The sequence below is a fragment of the Sphingomonas sp. CFBP 8765 genome (genome assembly GCF_014841445.1).
Taxonomy (GTDB): Bacteria; Pseudomonadota; Alphaproteobacteria; order Sphingomonadales; family Sphingomonadaceae; genus Sphingomonas; species Sphingomonas aerolata.
Genome location: NZ_JACYTY010000002.1, coordinates 231,842 through 255,436, shown reverse-complemented (window position 1 = coordinate 255,436; position 23,595 = coordinate 231,842). Strand labels below are relative to the sequence as shown.

Here is a 23,595-nt window from a genome sequence, read left to right as displayed (position 1 = left end):
TGGCATGAGTGAAGGTACCAAGCGCGGCCGGCCGGGGCTCGGCCGCGGGCTGAACGCGCTGCTGGGCGAGATGGCCCGCGAGGCGCCGGTCAGCGCGAGCGGTGATGCGCCGACCAATAGCGGCGTGCGCATGCTGCCGGTCAGTTCGCTGTCGCCGCATCCGGACCAGCCCCGCCGACATTTCGACGAAGCGATGCTGAGTGAACTTGCCGCCTCGATCGCCGCACGCGGCTTGATCCAGCCGATCATCGTCCGGCCGCACGGCCATGATTATCAGATCGTCGCGGGCGAGCGCCGTTGGCGCGCGGCGCAACGGGCGCGTTTGCACGAGGTCCCGGTGGTTGTCCGCGACTTCGACGACGCCGAAACGCTCGAAATTGCGCTGATCGAGAATATCCAGCGTGAGGATCTCAACGCGATCGAGGAGGCGCAGGCCTATCAGCGGCTGGCGGGCGAATATGGCCATACGCAGGAGGTGCTGGCCAAGATCGTCCATAAGTCGCGCAGCCATGTCGCCAATTTGTTGCGGCTGCTCGAACTGCCTGCGCAGGTTCAGTCGCAGGTGGTCGAAGGATCGCTGTCGATGGGCCATGCGCGCGCGCTGCTCGGTTCGCCCGATGTCGAGACACTGGCGGACCAGGTGATCGCCCGCGGCCTATCGGTGCGCGAGACCGAAAAGCTGGCGCGTGATGCCAAGCCGGGCCGGACCCGGTCGGGCGGGGGTGCGGCGACTGCAGCGAACGAGGCGCGGATCCCCGATGCGGATATCGCGGCGCTTGAGCGGCAACTGGCCGATCTGCTGGGGCTTCAGGTGCGGGTTGCACATAGTGAGACCGGCGGCACGCTGACGCTGAGTTATTCGACGCTCGATCAGCTCGACATGGTGTGCCAGCGGCTGACGGGCGGGGCGATCTGAACGTCCGGGGGGAAGCGGTTCCTTCCCTCCGGTACGTCCGCCTGACGGGGGGAATTCAGCGGGCTTTAGTTTCTGCGTGCGATCGCTTGGGCAAGGGCGACGATGGCGGCATCCGCGACGACCCCGCCGGGATTGCATGGGGCCATGATCGCACGTTCGGCGGTGCGGACTCGGGCGATGGCCGTAGCGAGCATCACCGGCGACCAGCGGCGGAGCGACTTGGCGGTCTGTGCCTCGTCGCGGAAGAAGACGCGGTGGCGCTTCATGACGACATCGACCGCTTCGGCGCGATCGATTTCGCCGCGCATCTCGGCGAGCGCGATCAGCCTGCGGACGAGCTGCCGCAGCCACGGGATCGGCGAGGTACCGGCTTCTTCCAGCCGCGCGAGTTCGGTCCCGAGATCGGCGACACGCCCCTCGATCGCCGCGTCGATCGCCTGACCCATCTCCGCCTCGCCGAGGTCTGCGCCGATCGCATCGAGCGCAGCGTGGTCGAGATCATGCGGTCGTTCGGGGCTCGCGTCGAGATACAGCGCGAGCTTGTCGATCTCGCGCGCGATGACCGCACGGTCGCCACCGGTGGTTTCGACGAGGCGGCGCGCGACGCCGGGGGCAGGGCGCAGGCCCTGCTCGCCCGCCATCGTGCTGGCGAGCCGCTCTGCATCGGCGGCCGTAGGCGCGTAGCAGGCGAACGCCATCGCACGCGGCGATTCGAGCGCGAGCTTGACGATCTTCGCACTTGTCTTGACGCTGGGCGCGATCGCAACGACCGGGTTGCCCGCGCGATCGGCGTTCAACAGCGTGGTGAACGCATCGAGGCTCTCCTCGCCCGCCGACGCGACGCGGACGTGACGCGCGGTGGCGAAGAGCGACAGGGCGGCCGCCTCGTCGGCAAGCCGCGAGGGATCGGATCTGAGCTGTGCGCCATCCAGATCGACGCGCTCGGCGTCCGGCCCCATCGCTTTGGCGAGTGTGCGGGCGAGGTCGCTTGCGCCGGCCTCGTCAGGGCCGTGGAGGAGATAGAGACGGATATCGGGGCCGGGCCGGGCCAACGCGGCGCGGATCTGGTTGGCGCTGGCCTTCACGGGGCCGGCGTGGGGGCCGGCGGGGTCCGCTGCGCATAGAGCGCGATCCGCGCGACGATCTGATCCGCGACGATGCCCGACAGACGTTCGAGCGCGGTATTCTCGGCTGCGATCGTCGCATATTCGGACCGGACGACATCGATGCCGGCGTCGGATCCCGCCGTCGCGTCGAGCAGGACGGTACCGTCGCCGATCCGGACGAGCTGATAGCGCGCGCGCAGGATTCGGCGTTCGCGCGAGACGCTGTCGTCGCGCCGCACGCCGAGGCCGTTGATCTGGTCCTCGAGCCGGATGTCGATCCGATACAGCGGTGCCGCGCCGTTCGACGGCAACCGGTCGCGCAGCGCTGTCGCCATCAGCCACCCGGACTTGCCCTCGATCGGCGTGATCTCGACCTCGCCGAGCGTGCCGGCAACCGCGCCGCTGCTGCCGCCCGAGTAGAGCGGATGCAGCCCGCAACCCGCCAGGCTGGTCGAGAGCAGCAGGGCTCCGGCAAGAAGCGCGTACCGCGTCATGCGACGATGTTCACGAGGCGGTCGGGCACGACGATCACTTTCCGGGGCGGCTTGCCCTCGAGCAGGCGGACGATCTTGTCGGAGGCCAGCGCGGCCGCCTCGACCTCGTCCTTCGGCGCGCCCTTGGGGAAGACGAGCGTATCACGCAGCTTGCCGTTGACCTGCACCGCGATGGTGACCTCGTCATCGACCAGCAGCGCCGGATCGACCGCAGGCCACACAGCGTCGGCGATCAGGCCATCGTTACCGGCGGTCGCCCAGGCTTCCTCGGCAACGTGCGGCACCATCGGGCTGACGAGCAGCAGCAACGTACGGATCGCCTGTTCGCGGTCGGCGGACTGCGGTGCCTTCTCGATTGCGCTGCACAGGCTGTAGAGCCGTGCGACCGCCTTGTTGAACTGCAAGCCATTGATATCGCTCTCGATACCCACTGTCGTCCGGTGGCAGAGCTTGCGCAACGCGATGTCGTCACCCTCGGCCTTGGCGGCACCATCGGCCTCGATCAGGCGCCAGAGACGCTGGACGAACCGCCACGCGCCTTCGATACCCGATTCACTCCAGGGAAGGTCGCGCTCGGGCGGCGAGTCGGAGAGCACGAACCAGCGCACCGCGTCGGCGCCATACTGGTCGACGATCGGCTCGGGATCGACGGTGTTCTTCTTCGACTTCGACATCTTCTCGACACGACCGACGGTGATCGCGTCACCCGTCGCGATTTCGATGCCGTCGCGCACGTCGTCGGGGCCGAGCCAACGGCCGTCCGCGGACTTGTACGTTTCGTGCGTGACCATGCCCTGCGTGAACAGCCCGGCAAACGGCTCGGCGATGTCGAGCATGCCGATATGCTTCAGCGCGCGCGTCCAGAAGCGGGCGTAGAGCAGATGCAGGATCGCATGCTCGACGCCGCCAATATACTGGTTGACCGGCAGCCACTTCTCCGCGCCCGTCCGGTCGAACGGCTTGGCGTCCGGCTGGCTGGCGAAGCGGATGAAATACCACGATGAATCGACAAACGTGTCGAGCGTGTCGGTCTCGCGTCGCGCATTCCCGCCGCAGCTAGGGCAGGGGACATGCTTCCAGGTTGGATGACGATCGAGCGGGTTGCCGGGAATATCGAAGCTGACGTCCTCGGGCAGCACGATAGGCAACTGGTCCTTGGGTACCGGCACCGCACCGCACGCATCGCAGTGGATGATCGGGATCGGCGTGCCCCAGTAACGCTGGCGGCTGACGCCCCAGTCGCGCAGGCGGAACACGGTCGTGCCCTTGCCCCAGCCTTCGCCCTCGGCGCGCTCGATCACGGTCCGCTTGGCGTCCTCTATGTCCATCCCGTCGAGGAAGTGCGAGTTCACGAGATTGCCGGCGCCCGTCCAGGCGGTGTCGCCGACGAACACGGGGGCCTCGTCATCGCCTTCGGAGACGACGCGCTTGACGGGCAGATCGTATTTGCGCGCGAAATCTAGGTCGCGCTGGTCGTGCGCGGGCACGCCGAACACCGCGCCCGTACCATATTCCATCAGCACGAAGTTCGCGATGTAGACGGGTAGTTCCCACGTCTTATCGAGCGGATGCGTCGCGCGGATCCCGGTGTCGAAGCCCAGCTTCTCCTGCGTGTCGAGTTCGGCCGCGGTGGTGCCGCCACGCTTGCAGAGTTCGATGAACGCAGCCGCATCGGGGTCTGTCTCGGCGATCGCGCGCGCGATCGGATGATCCGCAGCGACCGCGACGAAGCTCGACCCGAACATCGTGTCGGGACGAGTCGTGAACACCTCGACGGAGTCGATGCCGGTCGCATTGCCCGCCAGCGCGAACTTGAACTGCAGGCCCTGGCTGCGGCCGATCCAGTTCTCCTGCATCAGCTTGACCTTGTCAGGCCAATGTTCGAGCGCGCCGAGGCCGTCGACCAGCTCGTCGGCGAAGTCGGTAATCTTCAGGAACCACTGCGACAGCTTGCGCCGCTCGACCAGCGCGCCCGAGCGCCAGCCGCGCCCGTCGATCACCTGCTCGTTGGCGAGCACGGTCATGTCGACCGGATCCCAGTTGACCGCGGATTCCTTGCGGTAGACCAGCCCTGCCGCGAACAGGTCGAGGAACAGCGCCTGCTCGTGCCCGTAATAGTCAGGCTCGCACGTCGCCAGCTCGCGCGTCCAATCGAGCGCGAAGCCGAGGCGCTTCAGCTGCGCCTTCATCGTCGCGATGTTGGCGCGCGTCCAGTTGCCCGGATGCACGCCCTTTTCCATCGCCGCGTTCTCGGCGGGCATGCCGAACGCGTCCCAGCCCATCGGATGTAGCACTTCCATGCCCTTCATCCGACGGAAGCGCGCGAGCACGTCCCCCATCGTATAGTTGCGGACATGCCCCATGTGGATGCGCCCCGACGGATAGGGGAACATCTCGAGCACGTACGAGCGCGGCTTGGTCGAAGAGTCGTCGGCGGCGAACGTGTTGCGTTCGTCCCAGACCTTCTGCCACGCCGCGTCCGCCTTCAACGCATTGAAACGCGACGCCATGATGTCGTCCTCAGCCCGCGATCGAGGCGCGACGCAGGTCGCGGGCCTTGGTCAGGATGATATCCTCGAGCTTCTGCGTGGTCGCGGCCTGGACGGGTGCGGACACCCACTGGCCGTTGCGGTTGATCTCGCGCAGCGCCGCGACGCGGACGGCATCGGCACGCAGATCCTGGTCGAGGATCGATACCGTTACCTTCATCCGCTCGGCCGGGGTCTGCGGGTTGACGTACCAGTCGGTGACGATGACGCCGCCATTGGAGTCGGTCTGAAGCAGCGGCATGAAGCTCAGCGTGTCGAGCGTCGCGCGCCAGAGATAGCTGTTGACGCCGATCGTGGTGATCTTCGACGCGGCCAGATCGGCCTTGGGACGGGCGCTGCCGCCGCCGCACGCAACCAGCGGCAGAGCGGCGAGAACCACGAGGGCGGTACGCGGGCGGAACATCGGCATCATCCTGGCAATAGATCGTCGTCAGCCTCTACAGGGCGGGCCTGCTACCCGCAAGGATGGGGTGGGCGACTGCAATTCGTCCGGCAACCGAGACGTTCGACCTGTTCTGTGTGTCTGATGCAACACCTTTGGATAATCATTAGGTGCGGATAGCTGACGGGGATCGATCTGTGTTAGCTGCCGTTCAGCGAAGGAATCGTAACAAGATTCGTCTATAAAAGATTCGCAGGGAGTTGTTGTTTTGGTCGCCAAGCGCGTGATGGTCGGGATGTTCGCCGGAGTGGCTGCTGCCGCTGCGGTCTTCGTCGCGCCCGCGTTCGGCGCCTCCGAACAGCAGGTCCGCATCGCCAAGCGCCCGGCGCTGTCGGTGCGGGGCACGGGCGGCTTCACCCCATCGGCGGCGGATCCCCGGCTTGCGGCGCTGTTCGCGCGCGGCGGCTTCGATGCCGGCAGCTTCCGCTTCACCCCGGCCGAAACGCGTCGCGACAATCGTGCCGTCACCGTCGCTGTCCGCGCGCAGACTAACCGTGGTATCGATACCACGCGTCTCGCGACCAGCACCGCGCCGACCGTCGGATTGGCGCCGATCGCGTATAATCTGGGCATGTCGGTCGGCTGGAAGCGGTTTGCGGTGTCGGGCGATCTGGCACGCGTCGATCTGGCCGGGATGCCGGGCAGTCGCAGCTCCGCCGATGTCGCGGTCAGCTATGCGGGCAAGCGGTTCACGGGCAGCGTCAAGGCTGCGGCGGATCGTCCGCTCGCCAATACGCCGCGTCTCGTCGAGGATGCGCCGAGCTATTCTGTCGATCTCGGCGGATCCTATTCGCTTACGCGCAACATCGATGTGACCGCGGGCGTCCGCTATCGGTCGGACCGTGAGCGGTTCGTTCGGCTCGAGGACGATCGTCGCGACAGCCAAGCTGTCTATCTCGGGACTGCCTTCCGCTTCTGATCCGGGCGCAGCATGACCGGCGGTGAGCCGCGAATTGCCCCCATCACGTCCACGCATCGATCGCGGCCCAGCCGTGAAAGCCCAGCATCCTGAGTCGCCGCCACCGTGCGGCGGTCATGCCGCCCAGCGCGATGATCGGCAGGCCGAGCCCGCGCGCAACCCGCATAGCAGCCGCGGGACCGATCGCTGGCGCCCCCGGATGCGACCGCGTCGGATAGATCGGCGACACGAACAGCGCGTCGGCACCGGCCCGCGCGCCGAGCATCGCCTCGCGCCGATCATGCGCGGGCCAGGTCCGCAAGCTCCCACCGCGGCCGGCGCCATGCACGCCGTCGATCCCGGCAAATCCGGGCCGCGCGACCACCACCAGCCGTCGTGCCTGCGCGATGCGGCGGATGCGCAGCGCCAGCGCCCGACGCTGCGCCGGGGGCGTCTGATAATGGCGGATCACGACCCCCGATCCGGGCGGAATACGCTGCAGCGCATGCCATAGTGCATCGCCCATCCGCTCGTCGGTCATCAGCCAGAGGCGCGGGACGGGGTTTCGGTGCGGCATCTTGCTGCCTATAGCGCCCCGCATGACAGACACGAACGGCATGACCGACGAAACCGACCGCGCGCAGCGCCTGGCCGAGATCCGCGCGCGGATTGCCAAGGCTGCCGAGATTGCCGGTCGCAAGCCCGAGGACGTCGCCTTGATCGCGGTGTCGAAGACGCATCCGGCGGCGGCGATCGAACCCCTGCTCGAACAGGGTCAGCGGATATTCGGCGAGAATCGCGTCCAGGAAGCGGCGGACAAATGGCCATCGCTCAAGGCGCGATACCCCGACGTCGTCCTGCACCTGATCGGGCAGTTGCAGTCGAACAAGGCGGCGGATGCCGTCGCGTTGTTCGACTGCATCCATGTCGTCGATCGTCCGTCGCTGGTCACGGCGCTCGGCAAGGCGATGCGCGAGAGCGGGCGGCGCCCCGACTGCTATCTCCAGGTGAATATCGGTGATGAGCCGCAAAAGGGCGGCTGTGCGATCGCCGACCTGCCCGCGCTGCTCGACGCGGCCCGCGCGGCCGACCTCCCGGTTGCGGGGCTGATGTGCCTGCCTCCCGCCGACGTCGAGCCTGCGCCCTATTTCGCGCTGCTGGCAAAGCTTGCGCGCGATTGCGGGCTGTCGGGGCTGAGCATGGGCATGTCCGACGACTTCGAGACCGCGGTGACGATCGGCGCGACGCATGTCCGGATCGGCAGCGCGCTGTTCGGCGCGCGGGGGCATCGCGCATGACCGGCGCGGTCCGGTTCGACGCGCTGCTGTTCGATTTCGACGGGGTGCTGATCGACAGCGAGGCGCTCGGCAACCGCCATATCGCCGAATGGCTGACCGCGGCAGGGCATCCGATCACCGCGGAGGAGTCGATGGCGAACTTCATGGGGCTTGCCGGGCCGCAGTTCGTCGACGCGATCGAGCGCTGGATCGACCGGCCGCTGCCCGAGGCGTTCTACGCGGCGCGCAAGGCGGAGGACGACCGCGTGATGGCCGCCGGTATCGATGCGATCGCGGGTGCGGTCGCCTTCGTGCGCGCCTTGCCGGCCGATCTGCCCAAGGCGATCGTCTCGTCGAGCCCGACCCGCTGGATCGCGCGGCACCTCGACCATATCGGCCTGCGCGACGCGTTCGGCGATCATCTCTACAGCGGCCGCGAGCATGTCACGAACGGCAAACCTGCGCCTGATCTCTATCTGTATGGTGCCGAACGGCTGGGCGTCGATATCGGCCGGACCGCGATCCTCGAGGATTCGCCGGTCGGCGCGACCGGCGCGGTGGCCTCGGGCGGCTATGTCATCGGACTGTCCGCGGGGTCGCATTGCGGGCCGGACCACGGCGCGCGGCTGAAGGCGATCGGCGTCGATGCGCTGGCCGACGATTTCGAGGCGGTGGCGCGCGTCCTGCGAGAGGGGGCCTAGGCCCGCCGCCTGCGCAGGATCGCGCCGACGCCCGCCACCAGGTCATAGGGGATCGCCGCAGCCTCGCGTGCGCGCATCTTGATCTGGTAGCGGCGGCTGCCGCCATGCGGGACGTGGATCGCGCTGGCGGGCATCCCCAGCATCGCGAACAACATGCGGATGCGCGGCTGGTGATAGCCGTCGGTGCAGATCATGCACTGGGCATACTGCCCCGCGCGGGCGAACCGGGTCGCTGCGACCACGCTCTGCAGTGTATCGAGACTGGCTTCGTCGAGGTGGATCCGCGACCGATCGACCGTTTCGGCCAGCCGGTCGGCCATCACCGACGCCTCCGACGGACCATGACGGCCGATCGCGCCCGAACAGAACAGGTCCGCCTCGGTATAGCGCGCTGCCGCCGCTGCCGCGAACGCGATCCGTCGCTCGAGCGTCGGGCTCGGGCTGCCATCCGCACGCACCGCGGCGCCGAACACGACGATCAGCCGCCGCGAGGGAGGTATATCGATCAAAGCTGATGTCCGGTGCGGTCGCGCTTGGTCGCGAGATAGCGGGCATTGTGCGGATTGGCGGGCAGCGCATGGGGGACGCGCTCCGCCACCGTCACACCAGTCGCCTCGAGCCCGGCGACCTTGGCCGGATTGTTGGTGAGCAGCCGGACCCGGTTCTGGCCGAGCAGGCTCAGCATCCGCGCGGCAACGCCGAAATCGCGTGCATCGATCGCGAAGCCCAGCCGGGTATTGGCGTCGACCGTGTCGAACCCCTGATCCTGCAGCGCATAGGCGCGCAGCTTGTTGACCAGGCCGATGCCGCGCCCCTCCTGACGCAGATAGAGCAATATGCCCCAGCCGCTGTGCCGGATCGCGTGGATCGCGGCGTGGAGCTGCGGCCCGCAGTCGCATTTGAGGCTGCCGAGCACGTCACCGGTCAGGCACTCGCTGTGCAGCCGGACGAGCGGGGCATCGCCGTTCGGCTGCCCGATCAGGAGGGCGATGTGTTCATCGGCGCTTTCCGGCGAGCGGAAGGCGACGATCTCGGCATCCTCCGCGCCCTCGACCGGCAAGCGTGCGCGGGTCGCGATGACGAGCCGGGTCGCATCCTCATGCGCATCGATATCGGCGGCGGTCGCGATCGCCTCGGGCGCGCCGCTGCCCAGGAAGAAGGCGGGCAACAGCCCGGCGATCCGTGCGAGCCGCAACGCCGCCGCGGCTGCGTCGGGATGCGGGACGGGCAGGGTGCGGAACGGACCCTTGAGCGGCGTCGCGAGGTCGAACTGCGGGTCGGCAAGCGCGGTCGCGGCAGGAAAATCGATCCAGGGCGCGCGATCGACCAGGACGGGGGCGGTCGGGTCGGCCGCCTCGAGCTGATTGGCGAGCTTCAGCGTCACCGCCCGTCCAGACGAGATCAGCACGCCGCCGGTCGCCGGTGGATCGAATGCCGCGAGCCGGTCCGCGTCCGCCGTCTCGACCGCGAGCAACGTCAGTCCGTCGATCGCGATCGGCCAGCCGCGGCGCAGGGCATCGACCGCGCGGGCCGCGGCGCGCGGATTGGGGCGATCGCTCAAAAGGCGAACTCGGTCAGGATCGGGATATGGTCGGAGGGCTTGAGCCAGCTGCGGCACGGCTCGAAGACGTGATGCGCGATCGCGGCCTCCGCGGCCGCGCCCGTCGCCCACATGTGATCGAGCCGCCGCCCGCGATCGGACGTCGCCCAGTCCTTCGCGCGGTAGCTCCACCAGGTGAACAGCCGCGCAGGGGCGGGATGGAAGCGGCGGCCGAGATCGACCCAGTTTCCCGCTGCCTGGAGCCGGGCCAGCGCCTCGACCTCGACCGGCGTATGGCTGACGACGTCGAGCAGCTGCTTGTGGCTCCAGACGTCCGCCTCAAGCGGCGCGATGTTGAAATCGCCGACCAGGATCGTCGGGCCGCTTAGCGTTTCCGACCAGCGCGTCATCCGCTCCAGAAAGTCGAGCTTCTGGCCGAATTTCGGATTGGCGTCGCGGTCGGGCACGTCGCCGCCAGCGGGAATATAGACATTCTCCAGCCGCACGCCGTTTTCCAGGCGCACGCCGACGTGGCGGGCTTCGCTGTTCGCCTGCCAGTCAAACCGGTCGTCGGCGACGATCGGCACCTTGCTCAGGATCGCGACGCCGTGATGCATGCGCTGGCCGTGAAGCACGATATGCTCATAGCCGAGCGCGCGGAACGTATCGAAGGGGAAGTCGTCGTCGACGACCTTGGTTTCCTGGAGGCACAGGATGTCGGGCGCGGCTTCCTTCAGAAACTGCTCGACGATGGCGATCCGGAAGCGGACCGAGTTGATGTTCCAGGAGACGATTTTCACGCGTGCGATGTAGCGCCGCGTGGGGGTGGCGACAAGGATCGCGCGGCGGCGTGCCGATCAACGAAAAGACCCCCGCTCCGGGGGCGTGGAGCGAGGGCCGACTCAGCGTTCGTCACGCAGGCAGACAATGGGGACACCATCCGGGCAACAGGGGGAAAAATCCCGAATGCCCCACATCCGCGACTCAGCCCCTAGCGCCAGGAACCTGTCGCCGGGATGAATGAAACGACAATGCCGTTCATTTTCAGGAGGTGACCAGACTTACCGGGTCCGGCGCGGGTCGTTCCACCGGAAGGTGTTGTCGCTGACCGGTCCGCCGAACTTCTGCTTGGACAGGCGGATGGTGGTCCGGTTGTTCTGGCTGTCGAGTGCGACCCAGCCCTGCAGCATCAGCCCGCCGGGGGCGGCGGCATCGCGTGCGAACACCAAAGTGATGCGGCCATATTCAGGATGCTTGGGGTCGTTCGCCTCGACCGAGACGACGCGGTTGTCATAGCCGGGGACCAGCTTGGCATAGCGCGTGATGTCGCGACTGGGGTCGAGCAGCACGCCGAGCGGCGAATTCTTGATCGGCCAGCGCTGCACCTGCTTCACCGAATAGTCGATGAAGGTCAGTGCGCCGCCCTCGGCGACGATCAGGATCGGCACGCCCTTCTCATATTGAAACCGCAGCTTGCCCGGCTTCTTGAGCGTCAGCACGCCGGTCAGCACCTTGCCGTTGCGATCCGCCTGCGAAAAGTCGGCGGTCATCGTCGTGACCGATTGCAGGTGCTTCTGGACGGCGGCGAGGTCGCCGGTCGCCTGTGCGGCGATCGGCGACGGCACGGCGGCGACCGAGAGGGCGGCGATCGTCGCGATCACCGCGGGGCGGGTGTTGAACATCGAAATCTCCTTGGACGCCGGGCAATGCCGGGCCCGGCTTGAACGGGTTGTGAACTGGGATGCGTGAGGATCGGGTCATCGCCGCCAGAGCCTCCGTCATCCTGGGCCTGACCCGGGATCCAGCGCCGCATAGGCCGGGTCTTGGGGCTCTGGATCGCAGCCTTCGCTGGGATGACGGGCAGGGGTGTGCTGGACGCCCCCCCTCAACCCCTCAGATCGCATGCCCTTCGGTATCGCGCAGGACCTCGCGGCGTCCGACATGATCGGGCCGGCCGACGATGCCGTCCTTTTCCATCCGCTCGATCAACCGGGCGGCCGAGTTGTAGCCGATCCGCAACTGCCGCTGCAGCCACGAGGTCGACGCCTTTTGCGATTCGCAGACCAGCTGGATGGCGTTGCGATATTGCTGGTCCTCCGCCGAATCCTCGCCGGTCGGGGAGCCTTCGAGCGTGAAGCCGTCCTCGGGCTCCTCGGTTACCGACGAGATGTAATCGGGCAGGCCCTGCGACCGCCAGTGATCCGCCACCAGCCGGACCTCGTCATCGCTGACGAACGGCCCGTGGACGCGGACGATGCCCTTGCCGCCGGGCATGTAGAGCATGTCGCCCTTGCCCAGCAGCTGTTCGGCGCCCTGTTCGCCGAGAATGGTGCGCGAATCGATCTTCGACGTGACATGGAAGCTGATGCGCGTCGGCAGGTTTGCCTTGATGACGCCGGTGATCACGTCGACCGACGGCCGCTGCGTCGCCATGATCAGGTGGATGCCCGCCGCGCGCGCCTTCTGCGCCAATCGCTGGATGAGGAATTCGACCTCCTTGCCCGCGGTCATCATCAGATCGGCCAGCTCGTCGACGATCACCACGATCTGCGGCAACACGTCATATTCGAGCTTCTCCTCCTCGTACATCGGCGCGCCGGTGTCGGGGTGATAGCCGGTCTGCACCTTCCGACCCAGGGGTTGCCCCTTGGCCTTGGCACCGCGCACCTTGTCGTTGAAGCCCGCGAGGCTGCGCACGCCGACGGAGGACATCTGGCGATAGCGATCCTCCATCGTCTCAACCGCCCATTTCAGCGCGCGCACCGCCTTGGCGGGATCGGTCACGACCGGCGACAGCAGATGCGGGATGTCGTCATACATGCTCAGTTCGAGCATCTTCGGATCGATCATGATCATCCGGCACTGGTTCGGCGTCAGCTTGTACAGCAGCGACAGGATCATGCTGTTGAGCCCGACCGACTTGCCCGAGCCTGTCGTCCCGGCGACCAGCAGATGCGGCATCGGCGCGAGATCGGCGATCACCGAATCGCCCGCGATGTTCTTGCCCAGGATGATCGGCAGCTGCGCGGCCTGATCCTCGAACGTCTGGCTGCCGACGAGCTCGTGGAGCGAGACCGCCTCGCGCCGCGCATTGGGCAGTTCGATGCCGATCACATTGCGTCCCGGGATCACCGCGACGCGTGCGGAGATCGCCGACATGTTGCGCGCGATGTCGTCGGCCAGCGCGATCACGCGGCTCGCCTTGATGCCGGGCGCGGGTTCGAGCTCGTACATCGTCACGACCGGCCCCGGCCGCACCTCGATGATCGATCCCTTGACGTGGAAATCGTCGAGCACGTTCTCCAGCAGCCGCGCGTTGCGTTCGAGCCCGGCCTTGTCGACGACATTGCCCTGGCTCGGCGGCGACGGCGTCAGCAGGTCGACGCTCGGCAGCGTGTAATTGTCGCGCAGGTCGAGCTGGCGTTCCTTGGGTTTCGCCTGCGACGGCGCGTTCTGGCGGTCGGCGATGACGGGCGCGGGGCGTGGATCGGGTTCGGCGATCGCGCGCGGCTCGACGGGCTTGCGCGTCAGCGTCAGCGGCTCGTCCTCGTCGTCAGGCCCACCGACATAGCCGTCGGCCCCGTCATCATAGCCGAGCGCCGGGATCCGGTTGCGCCGGAAGCGCCACTTGCGCTCGCCCAGATCGATCTCGATGCTCTTGCCCCAGACGATCGCCCCCGCGATCGCGGCGACGAGCCCGACGGCGCGCGCCGACCAGAGTTCGGCGACCGGCTGGCCCAGGAAACCAAGACCCCAATGCACCGCATTGGCGACCGACAGGCCGATGATGCCACCCCAGCCTGCGGGAAGTGCGAGCACCGACGCGTCGGACACGAAGGCGAGCGCGCTGGCCATCAGCGCAACGCCGAGAGTCGCACCGCGCAGCATCCGCGCCCAGCGTCCGACCGGCAGGTCGCGCCACAGCCGCATCGCAAGGATCGGCCCGACCGGCAGCAGCAGCGCGACGGCGGGGCCGAACAGCGACAGCGCGATATCGGCGAACCACGCGCCCGGCGGGCCGATCAGGTTGGCCGGATAGCCGCCCGACGCGGTGTTCAGCGCCGGATCGCTGGCATGATAGCTGGCCAGCGCCAGCGCCATCAGCAACGTCGCGACGAACAGCGCGATCGCGGCGATCAGCGCGCCGCTGCGCACCGCCCCCGCCTTTACCGTCTCACGCCATAAGGCTGGCTGCGCGCGGCTGGCCATGACCTCAAATCCTTCAATGTGCGAAAATCCGACTTTTCATCGCGCCGGGCGGGTCCGACGTCAAGGCGAGCACGCGACAACACGGGTTAAAGCGACCCCGGATCGACGTTGGCAGCGGCGGGCGGGCGGGATAGAGCGGCATCATGGACACAGATGTACTCATCCTCGGTGGCGGGCTGGTCGGTGCGACGCTCGCCGTGGCGCTCGACGTGCACGGCATCTCGACGATCGTGATCGATCCGGCGGACCCCGCGGTCACGCTGGCGCCGGGCTTCGATGGCCGGGCTTCGGCCGTCGCGAGCGCGAGCCAGCGGATGCTCGATGCGATCGGCGTCGGCGCGACGCTGGCGGGGCAGGGCTGCGCGATCCGCCAGATTCGCGTCAGCGACGGGCTGGAACCGGGCAAGCTCGATTTCGTCCCCGCCGCGGACGACGGCGCGCTGGGCACGATGTACGAGAACAAGCTGCTCCGTCACACGCTGTTCGATGCCGCGAGCGCGGCGGCGCATGTCGACCTGCGGATGATGACGCGCGCGACCGATCTCGACCGCAGCGCCGCGGGGGTGACCGCGACGCTCGATTCGGGCGCGGTGGTCCGCGCGCCGCTGGTCGTTGTCGCCGAGGGGCGCAAGTCGCCGACGCGCGAGGCGGCCGGGATCACGATGGCGCACTGGTCCTATGATCACACCGCGATCATCGCCGCCTTTCATCACGAACGCTCGCATGAGGATGTCGCCTACGAGATCTTCTACGCCAGCGGCCCGTTTGCGCTGCTGCCGCTGCCCGACGATGCGGAGGGGCATCGCTCCGCTATCGTGTGGACGGTCGACACGAAAAACGCCGCAGGGATGCTCAAGATGGGTGACCGCGCGTTCCTCGCCGAGGCGAGCAAGCGCATGGGCGGCTTTCTCGGCGAGCTGTCGAAGCTGACGCCGCGCTCCTCCTATCCGCTCGGCTTTCAGCACGCGGCGCGCATTACCGACACGCGGCTCGCGCTGGTCGGCGATGCGGCGCACGGCATCCACCCGATCGCTGGACAAGGGCTCAATCTCGGCTTTCGCGACGTGGCGACGCTGGCCGAAGTCCTGGTCGAGGGCAAACGCCTCGGCCTCGACCTCGGCGATGCGGCGCTGCTCGCGCGCTATCAGCGCTGGCGCGGGCTCGACACGTTCATGACCGCGGCCGCGACCGACACGCTGACCCGGCTGTTCGGCATGCCCGGCAAGACCGCGAGTGCGGTGCGCCGCTTCGGCATCAGCGCGGTCAACGCGCTACCGCCGCTCAAGGATCGCTTCATGGCAGAGGCGCGGGGTGAGAGCGGCGACCTGCCCAAGCTGCTTCAGGGTCTGACGATCTGACCATCGCCCGTCCGCGCGATCTGGCGATCGTGCGGGCGGGACAGCAGCATGACGGCGAGCGCGGCGCCGACCAGGCACATCAGCATGTCCCACTGCGTATCCCAGGGGTCGCCCTGCGTCCCGAGAAACGCGTCTGCGCCCTCGCCGAGCGAAACCGCCGCACCGAATTCGATCAGTTCGTACAGCGCGCTGATGGCGAGGCAATAGGCGAGGACGGTGATGGTCAGCAGCCGTGGCGAGGCGATATGCCGACCCCGGATCAACAGTTCGCGCAGCACGATCGCGGGGACGAATCCCTGGATCAGGTGACCGAACCGGTCATAGGGATTGCGCGCGAGATGCAGCCAGTCCTGCACCATGAAACCGGCCGGGACGCGGGCATAGCTATAGGCGCCACCCAGCATCAGCACGAAGCCATGAAACGCGATCAGGGACAGCGCCAGAGGGGTGAAGGCGAACCGGTGACGCAGCGCCACCAGGATCGGAAAGGCGATCAGGACGGGCGCCACCTCCATCCACCAGGTGGCGCGATCAAAGGGCGACCATCCCGATGCCGCGAGCCCGACGCTCCAGGCCGCCCCCAGGATGACGAGGCGGCGGTCTGGTTTCGCCATCAGGCGGTTGCAGCACCATCGATTGGCCGCGCCTCTTCGACCAGCATCACCGGCACGCCGTCGCGGACCGGATAGGCGAGCCCGGCGGCATCGGAGATCAGCTCCTGCGCGGCTTCGTCGTAGCGCAGGGGCGTGCGCGACACCGGACAGACGAGGCGTTCGAGCAGCCAGGGATCGAGCCCGCTCATTGCAGCGTCACCTGTTCGTCGCCGTCGTGTCGCCCGAAAAACTGCATCAGCTGGATGATCAGCTCGGCGCGCGTTTCGATGTCGGGGGCCTCGAGCAGCGCCTGCTTGGCGGCGGAATCGAACGGGGCGATCTGCGCGATGCCGTTGACCAGACTCTCGTCGTCGAGCCGCGCGACCGCGTCCCAGTCGACCGCATAGCCCTGCACGTCGGCAAAGCGACGCGATTCGAGTTCGAGCGACGAGCGCCGGCCGAGCGACAGCGTGTCGTCCTCGATCACCGGCAGCAGTTCGGCCTCGACCTGGCGGAAGGGTGTGGTGACATCAAGTTCGCGGACGATGCGGAACATCGCGACGCCCTCGAGGACGACATTGTACCGTCCGTCCTCGAGCGCCTCGACCTCGGCGATCTTGCCGACGCAGCCCAGTGCGTAGAGCTCTCCATCATCACCGCGCGGCTGGATCATGCCGATCCGCCGGTCGCGCGCCATCGCGTCGCTGATCATTGCCCGATAGCGCGGCTCGAACAGGTGCAGCGGCAACTGCATGCCCGGGAACAGCAGCGCGCCGGGCAGGGGGAAGATGGAGAGCCGGGTCGTCATCCGAACAGGATCGCAGACAGGCGCCGCCGCTGTCCAGAGACCCAGGGATCCTCGAGGCCCACCACCTCGAACAATTTCAGCAGCTGCGTCCGCGCGGCGCTCTCGTTCCAGTCGCGATCCGCGGCGATGATGGCGAGGAAGCTGTCTGCCGCGGCATCGCGGTCGTTCGCCGCCATCTGGCCGTTGGCGAGCGCGAAGCGTGCGGCCAAGTCGTCTGGTGCTGCCTCGACCGCGGCGATCAGTGGCGACAGGTCGGCGACCGGCGGCGCGGACTGGGCCAGCGCCAGCGCGGCCTGCGCGCGGTGGATCGCCGGATCCTTGGCGATCGCAGGGTCCAGGTTCGCAAGCCAGTCCGACGCCTCGTCAAGCTGCCCGGTCAGGACGAGCGCGCGGACGAAGCCGGCATGGACCGCGGGGTGCTCGGGCGCCATGTCGGCGATCTGGCGGAAGATGCCAAGCGCGCGTTCCCCGTCTCCCTCGGCAAGGACCGCCTCACCCATCGCGATCAGTGGTTCGATGTCGGGGGCGGCGGTATTGGCCTCCGCTTCGATCGGCAGCTGCTTGAGCAACTGATCGAGGATTACGCGCAGCTGTGAATCGGTGCGTGCGCTGGTCATGTCGGCGACCAGCTGTCCCTGGTACATCGCATAGACGGTCGGGATCGACTTGATCTGGAATTGCGCGGCAATGAACTGGTTCTTGTCGGTATCGACCTTCGCCAGCACGACGCCCTTGTCCGCATAATCGGCGGCGACCTTTTCGAGCGTCGGCCCGAGCGCCTTGCACGGCCCGCACCATTCCGCCCAGAAGTCGATGATCACGAGTTTCGTCATCGACGGTTCGACGACATCGCGACGGAACGCCTCGACGGCGTCCTTCTCGGCAGGCGACATTCCAAGCGTGGCCAACATACACTCCCGTATTGAACTGTGCGCTATCTGGGGCGGCGGCGCGGTGATTGCCACCATCTTACCGACACTCTCAATGGAAGTCGCGCGACTTGGGCAGGACACGCACGTCGCGGGGATGCTGCGCGCGCGAGGGTTGCGACAGCGACGTCCGTGGATCCGGACTGCGCGTCGGGACGGAGCGGACCACTTCATCCGCGCGGCACAATGGCGCATCGAGTGCGTGGTCCTCGGACAGGAACCGGAGCATCGCGCTACGATCCTGGACGCGCGATGCGATCAGATGCGTGACACCCTCCTCGCTGCGCTGGATCACCCCTTCGAGAACCATCAGCCGCGAGGCCATCACCGCGCGGCGGTTCGCCTCGAAATCGCGCGCCCAGATCAGCCCGTTGGTGACGCCGGTCTCGTCCTCGATCGTCACGAAGATCGCATTGCCCTTACCCGGGCGCTGGCGGACGAGGACGATGCCCGCGACCCTGGCGCGCCGGCTGTCCCTGGTGGCACAGGCCTGCGCGCTCGACAGGATCCCCTCGGCGGCGAAGCGATCGCGCAGGAACGCCATCGGATGCGCCTTCAGCGACAGGCCGGTCGTCTGGTAATCGGCGGCGACCTGTTCGGACAAGGGCATCGCGGGAAGCTGCGCATCGGGTTCGACGCCCAGCTCGGGCACATCGGCGGCGGCGAACAGCGCGAGCTGCCTGGGCGGGGTGCGGCGGACGTCCCACAGCGCCTCGCGGCGGTCCTTGGCGAGCGAGCGGAACGCATCCGCATCAGCGAGCAGGTTCATCGCGCGCTGCGGCAGGTCGGCGCGGCGGGCAAGGTCCTCGATCCCGGTGAACCGCGCGAGCGTGCGCGCCGCGACGAGATTGTGCGCCCATTCCGCGCGGAACCCGTCGACCTGCCGAAAGCCGAGGCGCAACGCCTCCTGCCCGGCCGTGGTACCGGCTTCGAGGCCATTGTCCCACAGGCTCGCATTCACGTCGACGGGCAGCACGGTCACCCCGTGTTCGACCGCGTCGCGCACCAGCTGTGCCGGGGCGTAGAACCCCATGGGCTGCGAATTGAGCAGCGCGCAGGTGAACACGGCGGGGTGGAAGCATTTGATCCAAGACGAAACATAGACCAGCCGCGCGAACGACAGCGCATGGCTTTCGGGAAAGCCGTAGGATCCGAACCCCTCGATCTGTTTGAAACAGCGTTCGGCGAACTCCGCCTCATAGCCACGGCGAACCATGCCGCCGATCAGCTTGGCCTGGAAGTTATCCATGCCGCCGACCTTTCGGAACGTCGCCATCGACTTGCGCAACTGGTTCGCCTCGCCCGGCGTGAACCCGGCCGCGACGATCGCCAGCTTCATCGCCTGTTCCTGGAACAGCGGCACGCCATAGGTGAAGCGGAGCAGCTGCTGGAGTTCGTCGGGCGGGCCGAAACGCGGGTGGGGCGAGGGGAAGTCGACCTTCTCCTTGCCGCTGCGGCGGCGGAGATAGGGATGGACCATGTCGCCCTCGATCGGTCCGGGGCGGACGATCGCGACCTGTACGACCAGATCATAGAGTTTGCGCGGACGCAGGCGCGGCAGCATGTTGATCTGCGCGCGGCTTTCGACCTGGAACACGCCGATGCTGTCGCCCCTGCACAGCATGTCATAGACACGATCGTCCTCGGCGACGGCGATCGTGTCGAGCAGGTGATCGCCGTGGCCATGCTCGCGCATCAGGTCGAAGCTCTTGCGGATGCAGGTCAGCATGCCGAGCGCAAGGATATCGACCTTCATCAGCCCCAGCGCGTCGATATCGTCCTTGTCCCATTCGATAAAGGTGCGGTCGGCCATCGCGCCGTTGTGGATCGGCACCATTTCGTCGAGCCGTCCCTGCGTCAGCACGAACCCGCCGACATGCTGTGACAGATGCCGCGGGAATTCGAGCAGCCGGTCGACCATCTCGCGAAGCCGCGCGATCTCCGGATTGTCGGGATCGAACCCGGTTTCGGTGAAGCGGCGTTCGTCGAACCGGCTCGAAAAACTGCCCCAGACCGTGCTCGTCAGTTTCTGTGTCACGTCTTCGGTCAGGCCCAGCGCCTTGCCGACCTCGCGCACCGTGCTCTTGGGGCGATAATGGATGACCGTCGCGGCGATCGCCGCGCGGTCGCGACCATAGCGGCGATAGATATACTGCATCACCTCCTCGCGCCGTTCGTGCTCGAAATCGACGTCGATATCGGGGGGCTCGTCGCGTTCGCTGGACACGAAGCGCGAGAAGAGCAGGTCGTATTTCATCGGATCGACCGAGGTGACGCCGAGCAGATAGCAGACCACGGAATTGGCCGCCGAACCGCGGCCCTGACACAGGATTGGCGGGTCGCAGCTGCGCGCAAACCGGACGATGTCGGAGACGGTCAGGAAGTAATAGGCATAGTTCTTCTCGCGGATCAGCGTGAACTCCTCATGGAGCAGCGCCAGCATCCTGTCGGGTACGCGGTCGTCATAGCGCTCGAGCGCGGTCTGCCAGACGAGATGTTCGAGCCAGTCCTGCGCCTCCCATCCCGGCGGGACAGGCTCATGCGGATATTCGTAGCGCAGGTCGTCGAGCGAGAACGCGATCCGCGCCATCAGGCGGGTGCTTTGCCCCACCGCATCGGGACGATCGCGGAACAGCCGCGCCATCTCGTCTGTGTCCTTCAGATGGCGTTCGCCATTGGCGGCGAGCAGGCGACCGGCCTTGTGGATGCTGGTCCCTTCGCGGATGCAGGTGACGATGTCGTGCAGGTCGCGGTCGTCGGGATAGGCATAAAGCGCGTCGGTGGTCGCGAGCACGGGTATGCCCGCGGCGTCGGCGAGCCGCGCCAGCCGTGCCAGCCGCCGCCGATCGCGTCCGCCGCGCGGCATCGTCACGCCGAGCCAGACACAGTCCGCCCCCAGCCGCTTCACCGCGTGGAGGACGCTCGACAGGTCGCGGTCGCGGCGTTCGGGCAGCGTGTCACCGTCGGGCAGCGGCGAGACGGCCGTTGCGCCACGCGAGCTGCTCTCGGGCATCACCACGAGCATCATGTCGGCATGATGCGCGATCAGGTCGCCGAGCCCGAGGATGCAGCCGCCTTTTTCGGCACGTCGGTTGCCGACGGTGAGCAAGCGGGTCAGTCGCCCCCAGCCACGCCGGGTCGAGGGATAGGCGACGATGTCGGGGGTCCCGTCCTCGAACACCAGCCGCGCCCCGACGATCAGCCGGAAGTCGATCGGCGGCAGCATCATCCCCAGCAGTCCGTCTTTGGCCTTCTTCAGCGCCTGGTGCGCGCGGACCACGCCGGCGACGGTATTGCGATCGGCGATGCCGATGCCGCCAAGGCCCAGCTCGACCGCGCGACCGACCATGGTTCCGGCATCGCTCGCGCCGTCGAGGAACGAGAAATTGGTCGCCGCAACGAGTTCGGCAAAGGCGGGATCGGCAAAGGCGGTCACGGCGCGGTCATGCGAAGACGCCGTGGAGATACCAGCGCGGTGTCTCGACCTCCGAATACAGGCCGTGCCGGAAGATCCAGAAGCGCCTGCCGCGGCGATCCTCGACCCGGTAGTAATCGCGCGTCGGAATGTCCTGACGCCGCCACCACTCGCCCGCGATCCGTTCGGGCCCCTCGCTATGCGCGACGTCGTGGACGGTGCGGCGCCAGCGGAACCGGTGCGGCGGACCGTCCGGAACCTCGGCCATCATCGATTCGATCGGGTGCGGCGGATCGAACAGATAGATCGGGCGCAGCGGCGGTTCGCCCGATTCGGGGGCGGCCCACGGTGCCGGGCGCGCACTGACCGCGGCGGCGTCCGCCGCCGGCAGCATCAGTTCGGCCTGTTCGGGGATATGGCTGTCGCGCGCCGCGAACCGCCTTACCCGTGCCCGACCGAGCCGCGTGCCGAGCTGGTCGACGAGTTGCGCCACGTTCCGGTTCTGGCCGTCCCGGTCCTGACCGTCTCCCTTCTGCCCGCCCTCCAGCTTCAGCTGAGTCGCATCCAGCCGTTCAGCGAGCGCGATGTCGAGGCGGATCAGATCATAGCCGAAGCCGGGGTCGAGCGGATCAGCGAGACTGTCGATCCGCTCGCGGAACAGCCGCATCAGCACGGCGACGTCGCGGGTCGGCTGACCCGTCTCGATCCGCAACCGCTGGACTAGCCCATCGGCGCGAAACAGCCGCGCCTCCCAGCGCCTGCCACCCTCATGGCGTTCGGCGAGCTGGATCCCGGCCTCGGTCGCAAGCTCGGACAGGATCTCGAGCGCATAGTCGGTGCGCGCGATCGGCTCGGCAAAGCGGCGTTCGACGCCGATCCGTGCGATCGTCTGCCGCGGCACGATCGGCCCTTTCACTGTTCCGTCGAGCCTGCGGATCATCATCGCGGCGTCTTCGCCGAATCGCGCCGCGATCACGCTGAGCGGGCGTGCCATCACGTCGCCCACCGTCTTCAACCCGGCGCGCGACAAGGCGGTCGTCGCATCGTCGTCGAGGCCGAGTGCTGCGACCGGCAGGCGCTTCACCGCGCGGCGTTCGTCGGGGGCAGGCGCCCCTGCGAACCGCGCGAGCGCCCGCGCGGTATCCGGCGTGTCGCCAAAGGCATGTCGCACCAGCAGGCCGCGGCGGGCCAGCCGTTCCTCAAGATCGGCGGCAAGCCGGCGCTCACCCTCGAATTCATGGACGCAGCCGGCGATGTCGAGGATCAACCCGTCCGGGGCATCGAGCGCGACCGACGGGGTATAGCGCTGACATCCGTCCGCCAGCCGCTCGAGCCATTCGTGATCGGCATGCGGATCATGCTGATAGGTTTCGAGTCCGGGTACGCGTGCCCGCGCATCGGCAAGCGTCAGCCCGGGTTCGAGCCCGGCGCGAAGCGCTTCGCGGTCGAGCGACTTGAGCCGTACCCCGCCCGCAACCGACTCGACGAACGCGATCGGTGCCTCAGCCCGTCCGACGAACAGATGGGGGCGCATCGTCCGCAGCCGCTCGATCGGCAACCATGGGAATACCAGCGCCAGATAGCGGCGCGGTATCGATGCTGGTTTCAATGTCGGGTTGGGGGAGGGCTTGTTCGAAGTCATACGCGTCACGATTCCACTCCACGCGCCAGCGCAGGCCGGCCTGGCCTCCGCGTCGACGCAGCAATTCGATATCGAAGGCCGGCTTGCCCGGGGCGTCCGCGTCCAGCGGTTGCGACCGGCACGATGTCACCTGCCAGCGCGTCGCAGCGGCGCTGGGCACGGGGGCCGCATCGATCCTGAGGCTGAGTATGGTCACGCCCGAGGTTTCGGCGGCCAGCATCAGCCGACGCGTCGCCGTCAGATCGATGCTCGCCGCCCGACCCCAGGATTCGATGACCAGCGTTCCCAGCCCCTGGCATCGTGCGGCATCCGCGGCGGTGCGCAACAGGCTGGCCTCGTCATCGACCAGCGCGAGGACCAGCGACGAGACGTCGAGACCCATTTCCACCAGACCGTTTGCGTGGAGTCGCCCGCCCTGGCGTTCGCTCGCCTCGGTGCGCAGCCACAATAACGGCACCGCTCGCGCGGCCAGAGTTGTCGCGACCGCGAAACCCGCGGCGCTTGCCGAATCGTCGACTGACGCGAAGATCTCGTGCAGCTGCGCCTTGGCCATGCCCTCGGTCATCCAGGCCTCGACCGCCCGGCCATCGCGCTGCGATGGCAGGCCGGTCGTCGCGATCCGCTTGAGGCGGGCGATCAGGGCGGTCGAGTCGTTCACAATTGTTCTTGTAATGTTCTATTGGGGGAGTCGCCAAGGACATTCTTCGCGATGGTCGCT

The 23,595-nt window shown here is 67.6% G+C and carries 22 protein-coding genes; 5 read left to right on the top strand and 17 right to left on the bottom strand.

What is annotated here, in order from left to right; genetic code table 11:
* The first annotated feature begins 4 nt into the window (after positions 1–4).
* Positions 5–916, top strand: a complete 912-nt coding sequence (locus IFT87_RS05640) for a ParB/RepB/Spo0J family partition protein (protein WP_037528581.1) — start codon at positions 5–7, stop codon at positions 914–916.
* 65 nt (positions 917–981) lie between these two features.
* Here the strand turns inward: IFT87_RS05640 and holA are convergent, their stop codons facing one another.
* Genes holA through IFT87_RS05620 form a run of 4 tightly spaced genes read right to left on the bottom strand, consistent with a single transcriptional unit; the run spans position 982 to position 5,468 of the window.
* A complete protein-coding gene (holA, locus tag IFT87_RS05635) occupies positions 982–2,001 on the bottom strand; it encodes a DNA polymerase III subunit delta (RefSeq protein ID WP_192007854.1) in 1,020 nt (339 codons plus the stop codon).
* Complete coding sequence (lptE, locus tag IFT87_RS05630) at positions 1,998–2,516, bottom strand: LPS assembly lipoprotein LptE (RefSeq protein WP_037528585.1); 519 nt, start codon at positions 2,514–2,516, stop codon at positions 1,998–2,000. Before lptE ends, holA begins: the two co-directional genes overlap by 4 nt.
* Positions 2,513–5,026, bottom strand: a complete 2,514-nt coding sequence (gene leuS / locus IFT87_RS05625; protein ID WP_192007852.1) for a leucine--tRNA ligase — start codon at positions 5,024–5,026, stop codon at positions 2,513–2,515. Before leuS ends, lptE begins: the two co-directional genes overlap by 4 nt.
* 10 nt (positions 5,027–5,036) lie before the next feature.
* A complete protein-coding gene (locus IFT87_RS05620) occupies positions 5,037–5,468 on the bottom strand; it encodes a DUF3576 domain-containing protein (protein ID WP_031396163.1) in 432 nt (143 codons plus the stop codon).
* A gap of 247 nt (positions 5,469–5,715) precedes the next feature.
* Here IFT87_RS05620 and IFT87_RS05615 point away from each other — a divergent pair, with 247 nt between their 5' ends.
* Complete coding sequence (locus IFT87_RS05615; RefSeq protein WP_234387526.1) at positions 5,716–6,426, top strand: hypothetical protein; 711 nt, start codon at positions 5,716–5,718, stop codon at positions 6,424–6,426.
* Positions 6,427–6,469: 43 nt separating this feature from the next.
* Here the strand turns inward: IFT87_RS05615 and IFT87_RS05610 are convergent, their stop codons facing one another.
* Positions 6,470–6,982: a thiamine phosphate synthase gene (locus tag IFT87_RS05610; protein WP_031440895.1), complete on the bottom strand. Its 513-nt coding sequence runs from the start codon at positions 6,980–6,982 to the stop codon at positions 6,470–6,472.
* A gap of 22 nt (positions 6,983–7,004) precedes the next feature.
* On the opposite strand from IFT87_RS05610, the gene IFT87_RS05605 reads away from it, so the two are divergent.
* Positions 7,005–7,703 (top strand): YggS family pyridoxal phosphate-dependent enzyme, encoded by a 699-nt coding sequence (locus IFT87_RS05605; RefSeq protein WP_235188386.1) that lies wholly within the window; start codon positions 7,005–7,007, stop codon positions 7,701–7,703.
* Positions 7,700–8,383, top strand: coding sequence for an HAD family hydrolase (locus tag IFT87_RS05600; RefSeq protein WP_031440893.1), 684 nt, complete (start codon positions 7,700–7,702; stop codon positions 8,381–8,383). The genes IFT87_RS05605 and IFT87_RS05600 overlap by 4 nt, the downstream gene beginning before the upstream one ends.
* Here IFT87_RS05600 and IFT87_RS05595 read toward each other — a convergent pair.
* The 5 genes from IFT87_RS05595 to IFT87_RS05575 form a co-directional block, all read right to left on the bottom strand.
* Positions 8,380–8,892 (bottom strand): YdcF family protein, encoded by a 513-nt coding sequence (locus tag IFT87_RS05595; protein ID WP_051916637.1) that lies wholly within the window; start codon positions 8,890–8,892, stop codon positions 8,380–8,382. The two genes, IFT87_RS05600 and IFT87_RS05595, sit on opposite strands and share 4 nt — an antisense overlap.
* On the bottom strand, positions 8,889–9,944 hold the full coding sequence (gene ribA / locus IFT87_RS05590; protein WP_031440892.1) for a GTP cyclohydrolase II: 1,056 nt from the start codon (positions 9,942–9,944) through the stop codon (positions 8,889–8,891). Before ribA ends, IFT87_RS05595 begins: the two co-directional genes overlap by 4 nt.
* Positions 9,941–10,723 carry an exodeoxyribonuclease III gene (locus IFT87_RS05585; RefSeq protein WP_037528589.1) on the bottom strand — a complete coding sequence of 261 codons (783 nt, stop codon included), beginning with the start codon at positions 10,721–10,723 and terminating at the stop codon, positions 9,941–9,943. The genes ribA and IFT87_RS05585 overlap by 4 nt, the downstream gene beginning before the upstream one ends.
* Before the next feature lie 261 nt (positions 10,724–10,984).
* The gene (locus tag IFT87_RS05580; RefSeq protein ID WP_031395416.1) at positions 10,985–11,605 is read right to left on the bottom strand and encodes a LolA family protein; all 621 of its coding nucleotides are present in this window, start codon (positions 11,603–11,605) and stop codon (positions 10,985–10,987) included.
* A gap of 211 nt (positions 11,606–11,816) precedes the next feature.
* On the bottom strand, positions 11,817–14,132 hold the full coding sequence (locus IFT87_RS05575) for a DNA translocase FtsK (RefSeq protein WP_031440889.1): 2,316 nt from the start codon (positions 14,130–14,132) through the stop codon (positions 11,817–11,819).
* 143 nt (positions 14,133–14,275) lie between these two features.
* Between IFT87_RS05575 and IFT87_RS05570 the strand changes: the two genes are divergently transcribed.
* Positions 14,276–15,490, top strand: a complete 1,215-nt coding sequence (locus IFT87_RS05570) for a UbiH/UbiF/VisC/COQ6 family ubiquinone biosynthesis hydroxylase (protein ID WP_192007850.1) — start codon at positions 14,276–14,278, stop codon at positions 15,488–15,490.
* Here the strand turns inward: IFT87_RS05570 and IFT87_RS05565 are convergent.
* From IFT87_RS05565 to IFT87_RS20340, 7 genes are all read right to left on the bottom strand, one after another.
* Positions 15,472–16,104: a DUF2238 domain-containing protein gene (locus IFT87_RS05565; protein WP_037528593.1), complete on the bottom strand. Its 633-nt coding sequence runs from the start codon at positions 16,102–16,104 to the stop codon at positions 15,472–15,474. The genes IFT87_RS05570 and IFT87_RS05565 overlap by 19 nt on opposite strands.
* Entirely contained in the window at positions 16,104–16,292 is a 189-nt protein-coding gene (locus IFT87_RS05560) for a Trm112 family protein (protein WP_031440886.1), read from the bottom strand. The genes IFT87_RS05565 and IFT87_RS05560 overlap by 1 nt, the downstream gene beginning before the upstream one ends.
* Positions 16,289–16,891 carry an LON peptidase substrate-binding domain-containing protein gene (locus IFT87_RS05555; RefSeq protein WP_031395355.1) on the bottom strand — a complete coding sequence of 201 codons (603 nt, stop codon included), beginning with the start codon at positions 16,889–16,891 and terminating at the stop codon, positions 16,289–16,291. The genes IFT87_RS05560 and IFT87_RS05555 overlap by 4 nt, the downstream gene beginning before the upstream one ends.
* Positions 16,888–17,784: a tetratricopeptide repeat protein gene (locus IFT87_RS05550; protein WP_192008163.1), complete on the bottom strand. Its 897-nt coding sequence runs from the start codon at positions 17,782–17,784 to the stop codon at positions 16,888–16,890. Before IFT87_RS05550 ends, IFT87_RS05555 begins: the two co-directional genes overlap by 4 nt.
* 88 nt (positions 17,785–17,872) lie before the next feature.
* Positions 17,873–21,256 carry an error-prone DNA polymerase gene (locus tag IFT87_RS05545; RefSeq protein ID WP_192007848.1) on the bottom strand — a complete coding sequence of 1,128 codons (3,384 nt, stop codon included), beginning with the start codon at positions 21,254–21,256 and terminating at the stop codon, positions 17,873–17,875.
* Positions 21,257–21,263: 7 nt separating this feature from the next.
* Positions 21,264–22,769, bottom strand: coding sequence for a Y-family DNA polymerase (locus tag IFT87_RS05540; protein ID WP_249403256.1), 1,506 nt, complete (start codon positions 22,767–22,769; stop codon positions 21,264–21,266).
* Entirely contained in the window at positions 22,738–23,535 is a 798-nt protein-coding gene (locus IFT87_RS20340) for an ImuA family protein (RefSeq protein ID WP_031440882.1), read from the bottom strand. The genes IFT87_RS05540 and IFT87_RS20340 overlap by 32 nt, the downstream gene beginning before the upstream one ends.
* Positions 23,536–23,595 lie beyond the last annotated feature (60 nt).